14 protein-coding genes and 1 pseudogene are annotated in these 16,213 nt (G+C 72.5%); 3 read left to right on the top strand and 12 right to left on the bottom strand.

Annotation, left to right across the window (positions count from 1 at the left end; all coding sequences use genetic code 11):
* The first annotated feature begins 6 nt into the window (after positions 1 to 6).
* Positions 7 to 915, top strand: a complete 909-nt coding sequence (locus ACFY2Z_RS36860) for a glycosyltransferase (protein ID WP_390748355.1) — start codon at positions 7 to 9, stop codon at positions 913 to 915.
* 219 nt (positions 916 to 1,134) lie between these two features.
* On the opposite strand, the gene ACFY2Z_RS36855 is transcribed toward ACFY2Z_RS36860, so the two are convergent.
* The 12 genes from ACFY2Z_RS36855 to ACFY2Z_RS36800 form a co-directional block, all read right to left on the bottom strand.
* Positions 1,135 to 2,016, bottom strand: a complete 882-nt coding sequence (locus ACFY2Z_RS36855; protein ID WP_390748354.1) for an ester cyclase — start codon at positions 2,014 to 2,016, stop codon at positions 1,135 to 1,137.
* A 39-nt stretch (positions 2,017 to 2,055) separates the two neighbouring features.
* The gene (locus ACFY2Z_RS36850) at positions 2,056 to 3,261 is read right to left on the bottom strand and encodes an FAD-dependent monooxygenase (RefSeq protein ID WP_390748353.1); all 1,206 of its coding nucleotides are present in this window, start codon (positions 3,259 to 3,261) and stop codon (positions 2,056 to 2,058) included.
* Positions 3,262 to 3,309: 48 nt separating this feature from the next.
* Entirely contained in the window at positions 3,310 to 4,314 is a 1,005-nt protein-coding gene (locus tag ACFY2Z_RS36845) for an aldo/keto reductase (protein WP_390748352.1), read from the bottom strand.
* 86 nt (positions 4,315 to 4,400) lie between these two features.
* Positions 4,401 to 5,507, bottom strand: coding sequence for a 3-oxoacyl-ACP synthase III family protein (locus ACFY2Z_RS36840; RefSeq protein ID WP_390748351.1), 1,107 nt, complete (start codon positions 5,505 to 5,507; stop codon positions 4,401 to 4,403).
* Entirely contained in the window at positions 5,504 to 7,870 is a 2,367-nt protein-coding gene (locus ACFY2Z_RS36835) for a beta-ketoacyl synthase N-terminal-like domain-containing protein (RefSeq protein ID WP_390748350.1), read from the bottom strand. Before ACFY2Z_RS36835 ends, ACFY2Z_RS36840 begins: the two co-directional genes overlap by 4 nt.
* 38 nt (positions 7,871 to 7,908) lie before the next feature.
* Positions 7,909 to 9,210 (bottom strand): beta-ketoacyl-[acyl-carrier-protein] synthase family protein, encoded by a 1,302-nt coding sequence (locus ACFY2Z_RS36830; RefSeq protein WP_390748349.1) that lies wholly within the window; start codon positions 9,208 to 9,210, stop codon positions 7,909 to 7,911.
* Between the two features lie 29 nt (positions 9,211 to 9,239).
* Positions 9,240 to 10,529, bottom strand: coding sequence for a beta-ketoacyl-[acyl-carrier-protein] synthase family protein (locus ACFY2Z_RS36825; RefSeq protein ID WP_390748348.1), 1,290 nt, complete (start codon positions 10,527 to 10,529; stop codon positions 9,240 to 9,242).
* A gap of 111 nt (positions 10,530 to 10,640) precedes the next feature.
* Positions 10,641 to 11,108 carry a holo-ACP synthase gene (gene acpS, locus ACFY2Z_RS36820; RefSeq protein WP_390748347.1) on the bottom strand — a complete coding sequence of 156 codons (468 nt, stop codon included), beginning with the start codon at positions 11,106 to 11,108 and terminating at the stop codon, positions 10,641 to 10,643.
* 61 nt (positions 11,109 to 11,169) lie between these two features.
* A complete protein-coding gene (locus tag ACFY2Z_RS36815; protein WP_390748346.1) occupies positions 11,170 to 11,583 on the bottom strand; it encodes an acyl carrier protein in 414 nt (137 codons plus the stop codon).
* Between the two features lie 77 nt (positions 11,584 to 11,660).
* The gene (gene fabD, locus ACFY2Z_RS36810) at positions 11,661 to 12,659 is read right to left on the bottom strand and encodes an ACP S-malonyltransferase (protein WP_390748345.1); all 999 of its coding nucleotides are present in this window, start codon (positions 12,657 to 12,659) and stop codon (positions 11,661 to 11,663) included.
* Positions 12,659 to 12,901: an acyl-CoA carboxylase subunit epsilon gene (locus ACFY2Z_RS36805; protein ID WP_390748344.1), complete on the bottom strand. Its 243-nt coding sequence runs from the start codon at positions 12,899 to 12,901 to the stop codon at positions 12,659 to 12,661. Before ACFY2Z_RS36805 ends, fabD begins: the two co-directional genes overlap by 1 nt.
* A complete protein-coding gene (locus ACFY2Z_RS36800) occupies positions 12,898 to 14,448 on the bottom strand; it encodes an acyl-CoA carboxylase subunit beta (RefSeq protein ID WP_390748393.1) in 1,551 nt (516 codons plus the stop codon). The genes ACFY2Z_RS36805 and ACFY2Z_RS36800 overlap by 4 nt, the downstream gene beginning before the upstream one ends.
* 377 nt (positions 14,449 to 14,825) lie before the next feature.
* On the opposite strand from ACFY2Z_RS36800, the gene ACFY2Z_RS36795 reads away from it, so the two are divergent.
* Together ACFY2Z_RS36795 and ACFY2Z_RS36790 are read left to right on the top strand one after the other, a co-directional pair.
* Complete coding sequence (locus ACFY2Z_RS36795) at positions 14,826 to 15,404, top strand: IS607 family transposase (RefSeq protein WP_390748343.1); 579 nt, start codon at positions 14,826 to 14,828, stop codon at positions 15,402 to 15,404.
* Positions 15,397 to 16,213 (top strand): annotated as a pseudogene (locus tag ACFY2Z_RS36790) (IS200/IS605 family accessory protein TnpB-related protein); the annotation flags it as partial. The gene ACFY2Z_RS36795 and the pseudogene ACFY2Z_RS36790, both read left to right, overlap by 8 nt.

Below are 16,213 nucleotides of genomic sequence, written 5' to 3'. Positions count from 1 at the left end.
GGAACCGTGCGCGTACTGTTCTCAGCAGGCCTCGGCATGCCGGCCGTGCTGCGACTCGTCCTGCTCGCCAGGGCAGTCCAGGCGGCCGGCAACGAGGTCCGCTTCTGCTGTCCGGCCCGGGCCCGCCACCGTGTGGCCCGGGCCGGACTCGTACCGGTCCTGGCCGGGCCGCAGCAGTTCGGCCGGGCCTGGCGCCCCGACCTGGTGGTCCACGATCCGCTGTGCCCCGACTCGACCGCCACGGCGGCCATGTCCGGGGTGCCCACCATCGGCTACCTTCCGTACGCCCACCCGCCGTTGTCGCCGCGGCCGACCGTCTGGATCGACCCCTGCCCGCCGCCGCTGCGGCAGTGGCCGGAGCCCGGCGCCTGGCAGGTGCGCTGCGACGCCTACGAACTGCCGGTAAAGCCGGCGCCACGGCTCACGGGTCCTGCGCTGATCCCGCGCGTCTGCGTCACCGGTCCTGCGGCCGGGTCCCGGCCGCAGGACCGGCGCCGCGCGCGGCTCTTCCGGCGGGCCGCCGAGGGCGTCGAGAGCCTCGGCCTGCAACTCCTCGAACTGACCGGCGACGACCATCCCTGGAGCCTGCTGCTGCCCGGCTGCGTCGCCGTCGTGCACGGCGGCGACGAGGGGGTCGTGTACGCGGCGGCCCGGTTCGGCATCTCCCAGCTGGTGCTGCCCGCGGGGGAGAACGAGCGGCGGGCCGCAGCGCGCCTGGAGGAGGCCGGCATCGGCCGCTGTCTCTCCGACGACGAGCTGGCGGGCGACCCCAGCATGCTGCGGCTGCGCTTCCACATCGCCGAGCTGGTCAATGGAGGCCGTGTGCTGCCCGAGGCGGCCCGCCTGGGCCTGACCATCGCCCGCATGCCGCAGCCCGCGGACCTCGTCCCGGACATCGAGGCGCTTGTGCGCTGACGTGGGGCGGGGGAGAGCAGGTGTGACGGGCCCGCGCCGTCGGGGGATGTGCGGCGCGGACCCGTCGGTCCGGATGCCCTGCGGGCGGGCCTGCCCGGCCTGCGGCCGACGCCGGTGCGGCGGGCAGGACGCCTCTCTCCGGGCGGCCGGGCAAGGACCCCAGTCTGCCGACCGGCTCTGGAAAACGGCTCGAACAGCGGTGGGCAGACCGTGCCCCGCTCAGCGGGGCCCGTCAGGGCGGTCCGGGACGAGCCGCTGCGGCGCCGTCCAGGTGAGGCCGATCGACTCGCAGGAACTGGCGGGTCCGGCCCAGGGGTCCTCGCCGTGGATGTCGAGGATCTGCTCGCGCAGCCACAGGTCGAAGGGGTCCTTCGACTCCGCCCAGCGCTTCCTGGTCCGCTCCGGGTCCGCGGTCTCGAACTCCACGATCACGTGGTCCCGGTCCGGCCGCGGGTCGATGCGCAGCACCTCGTGGGTGATGCCGAGCCGCCGCCGGGAGGCCTCGTACTCGCGCAGGCGCGGCCCTTGCAGCTCCTGGACGAGCCGGTGCCAGGCCATGGGCTTGCCGTTGCGCAGCGGCACGGTGCGCAACACGGACTGGGCGCCCTGCGCGCTGCGCCGTCCGCCCTTGCGGGGCGCCAGCATCCGCATGCCGAGTGCGGAGAACAGGTTGGACGCCACCCCGTGCGCCCAGCGCTCGGCGATCTTGCCCTCCTCGTCGAACCGCCAGATGACGATGCCGACGGAGACGAACGAGCGGCCGGTGGGCGCGACGCCCAGCAGCTCGCCGAGGTGGGTGCCGCGCCAGGTGTTGTGGATGACGACCATGTCGCCGTGTGCGCTGATGTCCTCGATGGTGACGTGGAAGTCGGGGAAGGCCTCACGCAGTCCGCCGATGGTGTACTTCACGCCCTCCCTGCCCTGGGGCGCCCCGGGCAGGCCCTCGTGGTCGACGACGTCCGGCCGGTAGAGCTCGTCCACGACCGAGAAGTCGCCCTGGTTGACGAACTCGGCGAAGACGCGCCGGATGCTCGCCTTGTTGCGTTCCTGTGTGCTCTCCCACGCCGTCAGCGCGGGGTTCGTGGTGGTCGCAGTGGTCACAGCAGCAGTCCTCTCCTCATCCTGGGCGTCTGCCAGCGCTCACGCCGCGGCGGCGGCGTCCGAGGCCCACCGCGTGGCATAGGCGACGTGTTCGTGTTCCGTGGTGCGCAAGGTGCGGGCCCAGCCGAGTTTCAGCACCCGGTCGCGGAGCCAGATGGCGGCCGGGTTCTGCAACGCGCCCATCACACCGATGCGGTGGGCGAGCAGCTGCATCGGCCGGGTGCGCTGCTGCCGCTCGGCCTCGTAGCCGCGCAGCGCCTCGGTGACGGTGGCACCGGGCGCGGCGAGGTGTTCGGCCAGCACGAGGGCGTCCTCGACGGCCAGACAGGCGCCCTGCCCGATGTTGAAGCTGACGGCGTGCGCGGCGTCGCCGAGCAGGGTGACCCGGCCCCGTCCCCAGACCGGGTCGGGTTTGCGGTCCACCACGTCGCCGCGGAGGATGCTCTCCGGCACGGTGGCGTCGAGGATCTGCTGCACCGGGTCGACCCAGCCGGCGTGCCGGGCACGCAGCATGTCCAGGGTCTGCTCGGGTGTGCCCTCGTCGCGGCCGCCCGCGGGGCCGTTGGCGACGCTCATCCAGTGCACGACGCCGGGAGCGATGTCGTAGTACGTGAAGCGGGTCCCGGGGCCGAACAGGGCCTGGAAGCTGCCGGGTTCGAACTCCTCGGGGGTCATCTTCGCGTGACCGCGCCAGGCGATGTAGCCGGTGTAGTCGGGCGGCTGGGGGCCGAGCAGTCCGGCGCGTACGGCGGAGTGGACGCCGTCGGCGCCGATCAGCAGGTCCCCGTCCTCGGAGGTGCCGTCGGCGAAGTGCAGGCTGACCCCGTCGGCGTGCTCGGTGTACCCGGTGACCTCGGCGCCGGTGACGATGGGCGCGTCCACGGCGTCGCGCAGGATGCCGTGCAGGTCGGAGCGGCCGATGGCGACCGTGGGCTGCCCGTAGCGCTCGATGAACTCGCCCACCGGGTAGGTGCCGATGGCTCGGCCGGTCGAGGTCGCGAAGCGGCACACGGACTGGACGGGGGCGATCTCGGTGACCTGCTCGGCGAGCCCGAGGTGGGCCAGGGCGAGCATGCCGTTGGTGAAGATGTGCAGTCCCGCGCCGCCGTCGCGCAGTTCGGGCGCGCGCTCGAAGACGACGGACTCGATGCCCTGCTGCTGCAGGGCCAGCGCGGTGGCGAGACCGCCGAGCCCGCCGCCGGCGATGAGGACCCGGCGGATGGGCCGGGGTGCTTGTGCGGACATGTCTTTCTCCCGGGAGTGGGGGCGGATGGCTTGCGTGCGAACGGGGCGTCAGCGGCTCAGCTGGGGCATCTCCTTGGCCGGGTAGCGATCGCCGGCCGTGATGCCGTACGGGGCGATGGAGTCGATCGCCGCCAGGACGTCGTCGGTGAGCCGCACGTCGCTCGCGGAGACGTTCTCCTCCAGATAGGTGCGGCGCTTGGTGCCGGGGATGGCGACCACGTCCTGGCCGCGGGAGAGCACCCAGGCGAGCGCCAGGCGGGTGAGGGTGGTGTCGGCCGCGGCGGCGAGGTCGCTGAGCTGGTCGACCACGGGCAGGTTCCGGCGGATGTTCTCGTCCTCGAAGCGGGGCGCGATGCGCCGGAAGTCGAAGCCGCCGTCGGCGATGTCGGAGGTGCCGCGGATGGTGCCGGTCAAGAAGCCGCGGCCCAGCGGGCTGTAGGCCACGAAGCCGATGCCCAACTCGCGCGTGGTCTCCAGCACGCCGTTCACCTCGACGTCGCGGGTGAACAGCGAGTACTCGGTCTGTACGGCGGTCAGCGGATGCACCGCGTGGGCGCGCCGGATGCTCTGGGGTCCCGCCTCGGAGATCCCCAGGTGCCGGACGAGTCCGGCCTCGACGAGCTCGGCGAGCGCGCCGAAGGACTCCTCCACGGGGACATCGGGGTCGACCCGGTGCAGGTAGTAGAGGTCGAGGTGGTCGGTGCCCAGGCGGCGCAGGGTGCCCTCGATCGCCCGGCGGATGTAGTCGGGGCGGCCGTTGACCCGCCACGTCAGCTGGCCGTCGGCGCCGATCTCGCTGCCCACCTTGGAGGAGAGCACGACCTCGTCGCGGCGCCCGGCGACGGCGCGGCCGATCAGCTCCTCGTTGGCGTGGGGGCCGTACATGTCGGCGGTGTCGAGCAGGGTGACGCCGAGCTCCAGCGCCCGGTGGATGGTGGCGAGTGCTTCCGTCGCGTCCGTTGCGCCGTAGCCGATCGTCATGCCCATGCAGCCGAGCCCCTGGGCGGAGACGTCAAGGCCGGGCCTTCCCAGCGTGCGGTGTCCGATTGCCATGCGATGTCTCTCCTTGGAATCACGCATTACGTCTGATGGACTGGGGCGAGGGCCGTGGTGGGCCGCAGTGCCTTGCTGAGGACCGTTCAGGCCGGGACCGGTGCCTGCCAGGTCACCGAGAGGCCGGTGTAGACGTACCGGCTGGCCTCGATGCCGAGCAGCACGATGCGGTGGCCGGGGCGGATGCGTCCCGAGGTCCAGCCCGCGTCCAGCGACAGCGGCACCGCGGCGGAACCGGTGGCCCCCACATCGGCCAGGTTCTCCACGATCCGCCCGGTGAGCGCCTGGTTCTCCTCGGCGGACAGACCGGCGGACTCGTACTCGCCGGCGAAGTAGTCGGCGTTGCCCTCCGGCAGCACGATCGCGTCGAACTCCGAGAGCGGGCGGCCCTCCTTGCGTGTCAGCTCCTGGATCGCGCGGACGAACACCTGCGGCCCGAAGGACGAGGTGCCCGGCACGTCGATCTTCATCTGGATCAGCTGGCGGCGGCGCAGCTGCTCCGCCTGCGACACGTCCGTACCGCCGCCGATGATCTCCATCCCCGGCTTGCGCAGGCCGCCCACGCAGGCGTTGACGAAGGTGGACGCGTCCGCCTGCGGGCCGGCCGGGTCATCCGTGGCCTCGGCCCGCAGCACCACGGCCCCCGCGCCGTCGCCGAACGTGTACAGCGTCAGCCGGTCCCGCATCCGCACGCGCGCCGGGTCCTTGTCCAGGAACAGCGGCGCCATCAGCGGCGAGACGCACTCGCTGCCCACCACGAGAGCGGTGCGGGCCGTCCCGTCGGACAGCTGCCGCCTGGCCAGGTCGAGTGCCTGCACCCAGCCCGCGCAGGCCCCGCGGATCTCGATCGCGGCGATGCTCTCCAGGCCCAGGTAGTGCTGCAGGGTGGTGGCGACATTGGGCAGCGTGTACTCCGGCGTCGCCGTGCACACCACGATCAGGTCGACCTCGCCGGGCTCCACACCGGCCCGTTCCAGGGCCTGCCGGGAGGCACGCTCGGCCATCCGGCTGTTGTTGATCACGTGCTCGCCCGTGGCCGGGTCGATCATCCAGTACCGGGTCTTGACCTGGATGCCGTCGAGGACGTCGTCCGGCAGCGGCCCGACGTACTTCTCCAGCGCGGCGTTGTCCAGCGGATCACCGGGCACATAGCCGCCGGTGGAGAGGATCTTCACGTCGTACGCGGTGGTCATCGGCCGGGCTCCGTTCCGTGCAGGGGGCCGGGGGAAAGGACGAGCGAGGTGTGGGTGCCGCCGAGGGACGAGCTGTTGACCACGACGGGGCGGTGGGTGCGGCCGTCGCGCCAGGCGCCGACGGCGAGGACCGCAGACAGGTGCGCACCCGCGCCGGCCGGCTCGCCGAGCACCCGCTTCGGGGTCTCCAACCGCACCCGGTCCAGGTCGAACACCCGCTCCACGGCGGCCCGTTCGGGACGGTCGGCGGCGGCGAGACCCGCCGCGTTCGCCCAGACGGCCCCGACGTCCTCGGGGCGCAGCCCGGCGCCGTCCAGCGCCGCGCGCATCGCCCGCTCCACGCCCTCGCCCGACGGGTCCCAGCGGCCGATGCCGCAGGCGTCCGAGACGGTCGCGTGGCCCAGGACCACGGCGTGGATCGGGGCACCGCGCCGCTCGGCGCTCTCCCGGCGCTCCAACACCAGCGTGATGCCGGCCTCGGCGAGCGTGTACCGGCGCCCGGCCGCCGTACCGAACAGCGGGATGCTGCGGTACGCGTCCAGCGCGCCCGGCGAGAAGGCCTCCACCGCGGGCACCAGCAGGCGCTCGGCGCGACCGGTGCGCAGCATGTCGTACGCGGCGCCCAGGGCGGCGGCGCCCGCCGCGTGGCCCGAAGTCAGCGTCGACGTCGGTCCCTTGGTACCGAGGGCCATGGCGACCTGACCGGCCGCACCGTTGTACACGGTGGCCGGGAACACGGCCGGGTTCGCGGCCTGCGCGCCCGCGGACAGCACCGGGGCGGTGAACCGCTCGCTGCTCTCCATCGGACCGATCCCGGTGCCGAGCACCACGCCGGTCGCAGCCGTGGCAGCCGCGTCGCCGTGCGCGTCCGCGTGCCCCAGGGCGGCCCGGCAGGCGGCGACGGCGAGCTGGGAGACCCGGTCCATGCGCCGGCGCTCCCGGGCGGTGCCCGCGGCCGAGGGGTCGAACTCGACCCGGGCCAGGCGCAGTCCGTCCTCGACAACACCCTGCCGCCGCCCGGCCGCGTACGCGTTCCAGAGCGCCTCGGCGCCCTCGCCCGCCGAGGTGATCACACCGAACCCGGTGACCACGACGTCGTCAGGACCGCAGTCCGCAGCCGGCACACCGAGGCCGCCGGGGCGGGCGAAGGCGACCGTGGCGTTGGCCCCGGCGAACCCGAAGTTGTTGGACAGCGCGGTGTCCAGCGCCATCGGGCGGCCCGTCCCCGCCACCGGGTCGAGACCGCACTGCGGATCCTCCCCGGCGAAGGAGGCGGTGGGCGGCGCCACCTGGTCGCGCAGCGCCAGCACCGTCACGATGCCCTCCACCGCCCCGGCCCCGCCGAGCAGATGGCCGATCAGCGACTTGGTGCTGGACAGTGAGGTCTTCTCGGCGGCGTCGCCGAACGCGGCACGCACCGCGTTGCTCTCCGCCGCGTCGTTCTTCTGCGTGCCGGTGCCGTGCCCGTTGACGTACCGGACGTCGTCGGGGGTCAGGCCCGAGGAGGACAGGGCCGCGCGCATCGCCCGCGCCGCGCCCTCCCCCTCGGGGTGCGGCGCCGTCGGGTGGTGGCCGTCCGCGGACAGGCCGTAGCCCAGCACCTCGGCGACGACCGGGGCGCCGGTCCGCTCGGCCGCCGCCTGCGACAGCAGCACGAGCATGCCGCTGCCCTCGCCCAGCGACAGGCCCGACCGGCCCTTGGAGTAAGGGGCCGCAGGCTGCACGGAGAGCGACTCCAGGCTGCTGAACCCGGCGAACGCCGACTCGGTGAAGGCGTCGCTGCCGCCCACGAGCATCGCGTCCGCGCGGCCCGCCCTGATCACGTCCAGGGCGTGGGCGAGCGCGTGCGCGCTGGAGGCGCAGGCCGTGTTGGCGCTGAGCACCGGACCCTTGAGGCCGAAGGCGGCCGACAGCGCCTCCGCGGCGGCCTGCGGCGGTACGAACGTGTACCGGTGCCAGTCGGGAGTGCGGCCCTCCTGCACCTCGCGCAGGGCGAGTTCGGCGCTGCGCCAGCCGCCGTGGCAGGTGCCGTACGCGACGCCCCAGCGTTCGGCCGGGATGTCCGCGCCGACCTTCAGGCCCGAGGCGGCCATGGCCTCCTCGGCGGCGGTCAGCGCGAAGTCCACGCAGGAGTCGCGGACGGCGGAGCCCGGGGCGTAGTCGTAGGCGGGGGAGGGGCGTTCGGTGATCTCGCCGCCCACGGTGGTCTGGTAGCCGTCCATGGGCAGACCGCGCACGGGCGAGATCGCGACCCGCCCCGCGCGTACCCCCTCCCACAGGGCCTCGGCAGAACCGCCCTGCGAGGTGATCGCGCCCACGGCGGCGATCACGACGCGGACGGACTGGTCCGCAACGTCACTCATGCGTCTGCTTCCCTTTCTGGACAGGCCGGTCCGGCCGCTCACGCGGGCCTGGACAGGCTGAGGGCCACGGCCTGGCCCTCGATGCCCCGGGCCAGCGCCATCGCGTGTGCGGGCCTGGCCTCCCGGGCGCTGCCGCGGACATGGTCCAGTGCGCACGCCGGGTCGGGGTCGTCGAGGTTGAGCGTCGCGGGCAGCGCCCCGTTGTGCAGGGCCAGCGCGCACACGGCGGCGTTCAGCGCACCGCCGCCGCCGACGAGGTGACCCGTCTGCGGCTTCACGGTGCTCACCGGCACGGACGCGGCGGCCGTGCCCAGCGCGGTGCGCAGTCCTGCGCTCTCCGAGGCGTCACCGAGCCGGGTGCCCGAGCCGTCGGCGGCGATGTAGCCGAGGTCGTCGGCGGACAGCCGGGCGTCCCGCAGCGCGTGCCGCACCGCCCGGGACAGGCCCCGGCCCCGGGCGTCCGGCGCCGGCGGCGTACCGCAGTCGTGGCCGGCGCCGTAGCCGGTCAGCTCGGCGTAGATGCGGGCGCCGCGGCGCAGCGCCGCCTGCTTCTCCTCCAGTACCAGCAGCGCGGCACCCTCGCCGGGGACCGCTCCGCTGCGCTCCCGGTCGAAGGGCCGGTAGGCCGCCTGACCGCGGTCGTTGCGCGTGGTCAGCACGCCGAGCCGGTCGAGCAGCGTCATCGCCCACCAGTCGGTGGCGTCCTCGTAGCCGCCCGCGATCACCACGTCCGCGTCCCCGCGGCGCACCGCGCGCATGCCCCGGCCGATCGCGGTGGCCCCCGCGTCGGCGCCGCCCGCGAAGAACGCGCTGGCGCCCCGGATGCCGTACGTCTGCGAGATGTTGAACACCGCGCCGGGCTGCAGCCCTTCGACGAAGAACAGCGGCGGCATGATGACGTCCGCGTGCCGGCCGAGGCGCGCCAGGTCGGCCCGGCCGTCCGGGCGGCGGATGACCTTCAGTTCCTCGATCAGCTGGTCCATGCGGCCGATCGACTTGTTGCCCCCGAGGTAGAGGCCGGCCCGGTGGCCGAGCTCCTCGCCCTGGGCCTGGTTGTGCGGCAGGCCCGCGTCGTCGAGGGCGAGCCGGGCGGCGGCCAGCGCGAGGCGGTCGCCGCGGTTGACGGTGCGCAGCTGGCGCCTGCTGGCGAACCGGGTGGCGTCGAAGTCGGGGATCTCGCCGCCCAGCCGGGTCTGCAGCGGCGACGGGTCGTAGGCCCGGATCGGGCCGATCCCGCACTCGCCCGCCACCATCGCCTTCCAGTTGGCCTCGGGGCCTTCCCCCAGGGCGGTCAGCAGGCCGATGCCGCTGACGACGACCTGGCGTCCGGTGCCGCTCATCGGTGCTCCTCCGTCTGCTCGTGGGGTCGTCATCGCTCTGCCTTCTCGGCGGCTTCGTCCTGGTAACGCCCCACGACCAGCCCGACGTTGGTGCCGCCGAAGGCGAAGGCGTTGATGAGGGCGTGCCGCACCTCCTGCTTGCGCGCCGTGTTGGGTACGTAGTCGAGGCCGAGCTTGCGGTCGGGGACCTCCTGGTTGATGGTCGGCGGCACAAGACCGTGGTTGATCGCCCCGATCGCGGCGAACACGCTCAACGCGGCGCCCGCCGAGGTGAGGTGACCGGCCATCGACTTGGGCGAGCTGACCAGCAGCCGGTAGGCGTGGTCGCCGAACACCTTCTTGATCGCCGTGGTCTCCGACAGGTCGTTTCCATGGGTGCTGGTGCCGTGTGCCGCGACGTAGTCGATGTCGGCCGGCTGGAGACCGGCGTCCGCGATCGCTGCCTGCATGGACTCGATGGCCCCGCTGCCGTCCGGCGGCGAGTCGGTGACCCGCCAGGCGTTGAGGCTGGTGCCGTAGCCCAGGATCTCGGCGAAGATGTGCGCCCCGCGGGCGCGGGCCGCCTCCAGGTCCTCCAGGACGAAGGCGACGCCGCCCTCCCCGAGGACGAACCCGGACCGCTTCGCGTCGAAGGGGCGGCTGGCCCGGGTGGGGTCGTCGTTGTACTCCTTGGTCAGCGCCCCCAGCAGGCTGAAGCCCACCAGGTCGAGCCAGGACGTCAACGAGTCGTAGCCGCCCGCGAGCATGAGTGTTGCGTCACCCTCCTGAAGGGTGCGGAAGGCCTCTCCGATGGCGTGCGCGGAGCCCGAGCAGGCGGTGGACACGCCCAGCATCGGGCCGGTCGCGTCCAGCATCCTGGCCATCGCGGCGGTGGGGATGCTCTGGCTGTAGGACAGCGAGTCCGAGGGCGCGTACGGGAAGAACGCGTCGCTGCGGCCGCTCTCCTCGCGCAGCGCCCCGACGTCCACCAGCCACTGGAGGTTCGGGCGGTCCACGCTGCCGCCCATGGCCACGCCCGTCTCCGCGCCGTCGTAGGTGTCCTTGCCGACGCCCGCGTTGCGCAGCGCCTCCCAGGCCGCGCCCACGCCGAAGGTGCCCGGCCGCAGCAGATGGCGCAGACCGACCCAGGCGGGCACGGCGTCGGCGAGGTCGAAGTCCTTGACCTCGCCGGCGATGGTCACGTCGTGGCCGGTGGTGTCGATCGAGGTCAACTGCCCGACACCGCTGCGTCCTTTGGCCAGGCCCCGCCAGGTGCTCTCGGCGTCGTTGCCAAGTGGCGTGACGGCGCCCATGCCGGTGACGACCACTCTGCGGTTCATCGGGAGCCCCTCCGCCCCCGGCCGGCTGCCGGAGCGGTCGATCAGGTGGGACCGCATCATCGGCCTCCCTCGGTGGTGAACCGCCCCAGGCCGAGCTGCGGGGTCCGGCCGTCAAGCCTCATGCCGATCGTCTCCTTCTGCCGTGTGCGTGCTGTGGGGTGCCGTGTCCGGCGTCGTGCGGGGGGGCGGCTGGGAGCCGGGGGCCGGGTCGGGCGGGTCGGGCAGGCACACCAGGACGGCGTGGGCCACGGCGAAACCTCCGCTGTGGCTCAGGGAGATGTCGATGTGGTGCATGCCGAGGGCCTGGGCGACGGACTCCACCTCGCCGTGCAGCCGTACCCGGGGGCGTCCGCTGCGGTCGTTGACGACCTCGATGTCCCTCCACTCCATGCGCGGGGTCATCCCGGTCCCGAGGCACTTGATGACGGCCTCCTTGACGGCCCAGCGGCCCGCGAGGTGTTCCCCGGCCCGTTTACGGCGGTCGCAGTAGGCCAGCTCGCGGGGGGTGAACACCTGCTCCCGCAGACCGGGTTGCGAGGCCATCAGCTCCTCGACCCGGCCCACCTCGGTCAGGTCCATACCGGTCCGCACCTGCAGGGGTGGCGGGTCGGGGCGGCCGGGTGACCGCCCCGCGCCCGGCTCACGCAGCGGCTGCGGCGAGCGAGGCACGCTCGGCCACCAGGTCCGTCAGGTTCTGCACGGTGAACAGGGTCAGTACCTCGTCCGCCGTGAGCTTGCCGGCCAGTTCCTGCACGTCGATCTGCGGCAGGGACTTCTTCAGCTGCGCCAGGCCGACCTCGTTGATGATGTCGTCCTCGTCGGCGAACTCCTCGTCGGGTATGCCGCCCTGGAGCAGTTCGGCGATGTCCGCGACCTTGATCTTCACGTCCGAGGCCCGCTCGATGCGGAACAGGACGTCGAGCAGGTCGATGGACTCGGCGTCCAGGTCACCCAGCAGGGTGGCCTCGGGTACGACCTCCTCGATGTCGATGCCCAGCGCGTCGGCGACGGCGTCCTGGACGATGGTGGAGAAGTCTTTCCCCTCGTACGACATGTGTTCTTACCCTTCGTGAACAGTTGTTGCTGATAGGCGGGCAGGGATGGAAAGGCGGGCCGGCGGCTGTCGAGGCGTCAAGACGCCAACGGCTCCTGCCAGGTGTCCGAGGTCAGGGAGGAGAAGAGCGCTGTCAGGCGGCGCGGGTCCCCGCTGGAGCGGGTGCGGACCTCCTCGAGCGTCTGCCGGGCGAGCCCGCTGAGCACCCGGCCGGGGCCGATCTCGGTGTACGCGCTCACCGGGTGCCGTGCGGCCGTGCGCAGCACGTCGACCCAGCGGACGGGGCCGGTGAGCTGGCGCCGCAGCAGTTCCCTGGCCTCTTCGCCCGAGCGGACGTAGGTGCCGGAGACCGAGCTGATCACCGGCAGGACCGGATCGGCGAACGGCTGGGCGGCGAGCGCCTCGGTGAACTCCTCCTCCACCGCCCGCATCAGCGAGCAGTGGAAGGGGGCGCTCACCTTCAGCGGCACGACCCGCTCGGCGCCGGCGTCCAGCGCGACCCGGCCGGCCTCCTCGACGGCGCGGGCGTGCCCCGAGATGACGGTCTGCAGCGGCTCGTTGTAGTTCGCGACCTGCACCAGGCCGAAGCCGTCGGCGTCGGCGCAGGCGGCCAGCACCTTGTCCGCAGGCAGGCCGAGGACGGCCGCCATCGCGCCGGGCACTTCAGCGGCCGCCTCGCCCATCAGCCGGCCACGCAACTGCACCAGTTCCAGGGCCGATTCCAGGGACAGCACCCCCGCGGCCACCAGGGCCGGGTACTCGCCGAGGCTGTGGCCCGCGGTCGCCCCGGGCCGGTAGCCGGCCGTCCGCAGCAGTTCCCACACGGCGAGGCTGGTCGTGGCGATCGCGGGCTGGGTGATCTCGGTGCGGGCGAGTTCCGCGGCGCCTGCGGTCACACAGATCTGCGACAGCGGCAGGCCCAGGATCTCGTCGGCACGGGCGAACAGCTGCCGGGCCGAGGGATAGGCGTCGAGCAGGTGCGCGGCCATGCCGGGCCGTTGCGAGCCCTGTCCGGGGAACATGGCCAGGCAGCCGGTCTGCGTGCCGTGACCGTCGAAGCCGGTCCGACCGGTCATCAGGTACTCCTTCCGTGAGTCGGTGCGGGGGTGCGCTGCCAGCCGACCGCGTCGGGTGCGGTGGCCGGCTCGGGGCGGTTCCAGGCGGCCGGCCTGCCCCAGCCGCGACCGGCGGCCTGCGGCGTCTCCTGCGGGTCGGGGGCACGGCGCATCGCGGTGAGCACGACCAGCACCGCGGCCAGTTCCTCCGGCGTCGGATTGCCCCGCAGCACCGACAGCGGGGTGGCCGGTGGCGTGCTCACAGCGGCTCGTTCCCGTGCTTGCGCAGCGGCTGCCTGGACCGCTTGGTGCGCAGCATGTCCAGGGACTTGATCAGCACCCGCCGGGTGTCCGCCGGGTCGATGACGTCGTCCACATGACCGCGCCGGGCGGCGACGAAGGGGTTCATCAGCTGCTGGGTGTACTCGGCGACCAGCTCGCGGCGCACCTTCTCCTTGTCAGGTTCGGCCGCTGCGTTGATCTGCCGGCGGAAGATGATGTTGGCCGCGCCGTCGGCGCCCATCACGGCCGTCTGGTTGGACGGCCAGGCGAACGACAGGTCGGAGCCGATCGACTTGGAGTCCATGACGATGTACGCGCCGCCGAACGCCTTGCGCAGGATGACCTGCACGCGCGGCACCGTCGCCTCGCAGTACGCGTACAGCAGCTTCGCGCCGCGCCGGATGATCGCGTTGTGCTCCTGCTCGGTCCCGGGCATGAACCCCGGCACGTCGACCAACGTCACGAGCGGGATGTTGAACGCGTCGCAGGTGCGCACGAACCGTGCGGCCTTCTCCGAGGAGTCGATGTCGAGCACCCCCGCCATGGCGGCGGGCTGGTTGCCGACGATGCCCACCGTGTGGCCGTCCAGGCGGGCCAGGGCGCACACGATGTTCGGCGCCCACCTCTCCTGGACCTCCAGGTAGTCGCCGTCGTCGACGACGTGGCCGATGACCGTCCTGATGTCGTACGGCGTGCGGTCGTCGACCGGCACCAGGCGCAGCAGTTCCTCGCAGCGCCGCTCCGGTTCGTCCAGGGGCCTCGTGTACGGCGCCGTCTCGGAGTTGTTCGACGGCAGGTAGGAGAGCAGTTCCCTGACGCCCTCGAAACAGGACTCCTCGTCCGGGGCCACGAAGCTCGCCACGCCGGTTCGCGTGCCGTGGGTGTAGGCGCCGCCGAGCTCCTCATGCGTGATCTTCTCGCCCGTCACGGCCTGCACCACGTCGGGCCCGGTGATGAACATGTTGGCCATGCCCTCGACCATGAACGTGTAGTCGGTGAGCGCGGGGGAGTAGACCGCGCCACCCGCGCAGGAGCCGAGCACGACGCTGATCTGCGGCACCACGCCCGAGGCGCGGACGTTGCGGGCGAAGAGCTTGCCGAAGCCCGCCAGGGCGTCGATGCCCTCCTGGATGCGGGCGCCGCCGCCGTCGTTGAGCCCGATGACCGGGGCGCCGACGGAGTCGGCGAGGTCAAGGAGCTGGTGGATCTTCGCGGCGAACGTCGCGCCCAGCGCGCCGCCGCGTACCCGGGCGTCATGGGCGAAGACGAAGACCGTGCGGCCGTCGACCTCGCCCCAGCCCGTGATCACTCCGTCGCCCTCGGGGTGGGAGTCCTCCATGCCGAAGCCCGTCGCCCGGTGCTCGGCGAACAGGCCGAGTTCGGTGAACGTGCCCGGGTCGAGCAGCGTGTCGATGCGCTGACGGGCCAGCAGCTTGCCCTTGGAGAGATGACGGGCGTCGGCCTCCGGGTCGTGGCCGAAGTGGGCCTCCGCCCGGCGGGCGGTGAGCTCGTCGGTCAGATCCGTCATCGTCGCGGTGCGCACCGGTGCCGTGATCTCGGGGTCGGTCTCGTCGAGGTCAGGCAGCACGGCCTGGGGAGCGTCCGGAAGAGCCATTGCGGTCCCTCTCTGTCCTGCCCTGTCGCTTCGGGGCCTTCGCAGCAACCCTCGGACACGGGGATGGGCGCAGGCCTTGAGCGCGTCTTGAGGGGACTGGAGCGCCTCTTGACCGGGGGTGTAATCCCAGGCCGGCGCCCATGAACCGGGTGTGGTGACGGGCCCTGGCACGTGCGCAACGAGCCCTGGACGGACGCCCCCAGGAGGGCCCGGGAGGGGGTCAGAACCTGCTCTCGGGTAAGTGTCCATGAGTGTCTTTTAGATGTCATGAGTGTTGTACGATCTTGTGCATGAACCTGACGGAATGGGCACGTGCGCAGGGAATTGCCCCGCGTACCGCGTATCGATGGTTCCGTGAGGGCACATTGCCGGTACCTGCGGAACGCGTGGGACCGCGCACGATCCTGGTGAACATCGACGCGAACACCTCACCCTCCGTGACCGGTGGTGTAGGTCTGTATGCCCGTGTTTCCTCGCACGATCAGAAGCCGGACCTGGAGCGGCAGACCGCTCGCCTGTCGGCATGGGCGGCGAAGGCCGGGCAGAAGGTCGTGCGGATCGAATCCGAGATCGCCTCGGGCATGAACGGCTGCCGCGCGAAGGCAAGGCGGCTGCTGGCCGACCCGGCGGTGACCACAGTCGTGGTCGAACACAAAGACCGCCTCGGCCGGATGAACGTGGAGTTGATCGAGGCCGCCCTGTCCGCGACTGGTCGCCAACTCGTCGTCCTCGATGACGGCGAAGCCGAAGACGACCTGGTCCGAGACATGGTGGAGGTGCTGACGTCGTTCTGCGCCCGCCTGTACGGCCGTCGGTCAGCGAAGAACCGGGCGAGGAAGGCTCTCGAAGCGGCGGCTGCCGATGAGTGAGCCGAAGAAGAAGCAGCTCCGCACCATCGACGCGCCGTTCGTCGCGCTCGGGCCGTCCGGGGTGGCGATACGCGACCGCCTCAAGCACCTCACCGACGTGGACGACAAGGTGTTGCGGCTGGTCGGTGAACACCTCGGACGCCTCGCCTCGCTGGACCTCAAGAACCGCTGCGCTGACGGCCTGGACCACACCAGCGACACGTGGGCCGCCCGGAAACAGGGCCTGACGGCAGGCTCCTCGTCCCGGTGGGCCGGTTCGATCACGAAGGCCACTCACGATCAGTGGGCGCTGTCCCGCCGCTGCCAGCTCGCCCACATCCAAGGGCTTGAGGCCGGTGTGCGGACGCTGATGCACCGCCTCTCCCAGCCGATCGGGGAGAAGGGCACCAAGCGGGCACCCGGCGGATACCGCAGTCGGGGCGAGTGGTTCCACAAGTCCCGCCGTCTAACGACCCTGGAACACCGCCTGGACGTGGCCCGCGCTGAGCGTGAGGCCGGTGTCGTGCACGTCGCGCGCGGCGGCCGGCGCCTCCTCAACAACCGTCACAACCTCCAAGCCGCCCAGCTCACCGCCGAGCAGTGGCGTGAGCGGTGGGAAGCCGAACGGTGGTTCCTCGCCGCCGACGGCGAGTCCGGCAAACGCTTCGGCAACGAGACCATCCGCGTCACGCCGGACGGCGAGGTCAGCATCAAGCTGCCCGCCCCGCTCGCCCACTTGGCCAACAGCAAGCACGGCCGGTACGTCCTCGCCACCCGCGTGCAGTTCCAGCACCGGGGAGCCGAGTGGCGCGACCGGATCGAAGACAACC

This window comes from Streptomyces sp. NPDC001222 (genome assembly GCF_042896945.1).
Classification (GTDB): Bacteria; Actinomycetota; Actinomycetes; order Streptomycetales; family Streptomycetaceae; genus Streptomyces; species Streptomyces gibsoniae.
Note: the sequence above shows the minus strand (reverse complement) of the source record. Positions and strands in the feature narration are given on the sequence as shown.

Coding starts and splice junctions, on each gene's coding strand:
- fabD (WP_390748345.1), bottom strand. CDS start 12,659: ATGACCGGTCGGACCGGCTTCGACGGTCACGGCACGCAGACCGGCTGC.
- ACFY2Z_RS36840 (WP_390748351.1), bottom strand. CDS start 5,507: ATGACCACCGCGTACGACGTGAAGATCCTCTCCACCGGCGGCTATGTG.
- ACFY2Z_RS36795 (WP_390748343.1), top strand. CDS start 14,826: ATGAACCTGACGGAATGGGCACGTGCGCAGGGAATTGCCCCGCGTACC.
- ACFY2Z_RS36835 (WP_390748350.1), bottom strand. CDS start 7,870: ATGAGTGACGTTGCGGACCAGTCCGTCCGCGTCGTGATCGCCGCCGTG.
- ACFY2Z_RS36800 (WP_390748393.1), bottom strand. CDS start 14,448: ATGACGGATCTGACCGACGAGCTCACCGCCCGCCGGGCGGAGGCCCAC.
- acpS (WP_390748347.1), bottom strand. CDS start 11,108: ATGGACCTGACCGAGGTGGGCCGGGTCGAGGAGCTGATGGCCTCGCAA.
- ACFY2Z_RS36815 (WP_390748346.1), bottom strand. CDS start 11,583: ATGTCGTACGAGGGGAAAGACTTCTCCACCATCGTCCAGGACGCCGTC.
- ACFY2Z_RS36825 (WP_390748348.1), bottom strand. CDS start 10,529: ATGAACCGCAGAGTGGTCGTCACCGGCATGGGCGCCGTCACGCCACTT.
- ACFY2Z_RS36830 (WP_390748349.1), bottom strand. CDS start 9,210: ATGAGCGGCACCGGACGCCAGGTCGTCGTCAGCGGCATCGGCCTGCTG.
- ACFY2Z_RS36850 (WP_390748353.1), bottom strand. CDS start 3,261: ATGTCCGCACAAGCACCCCGGCCCATCCGCCGGGTCCTCATCGCCGGC.
- ACFY2Z_RS36845 (WP_390748352.1), bottom strand. CDS start 4,314: ATGGCAATCGGACACCGCACGCTGGGAAGGCCCGGCCTTGACGTCTCC.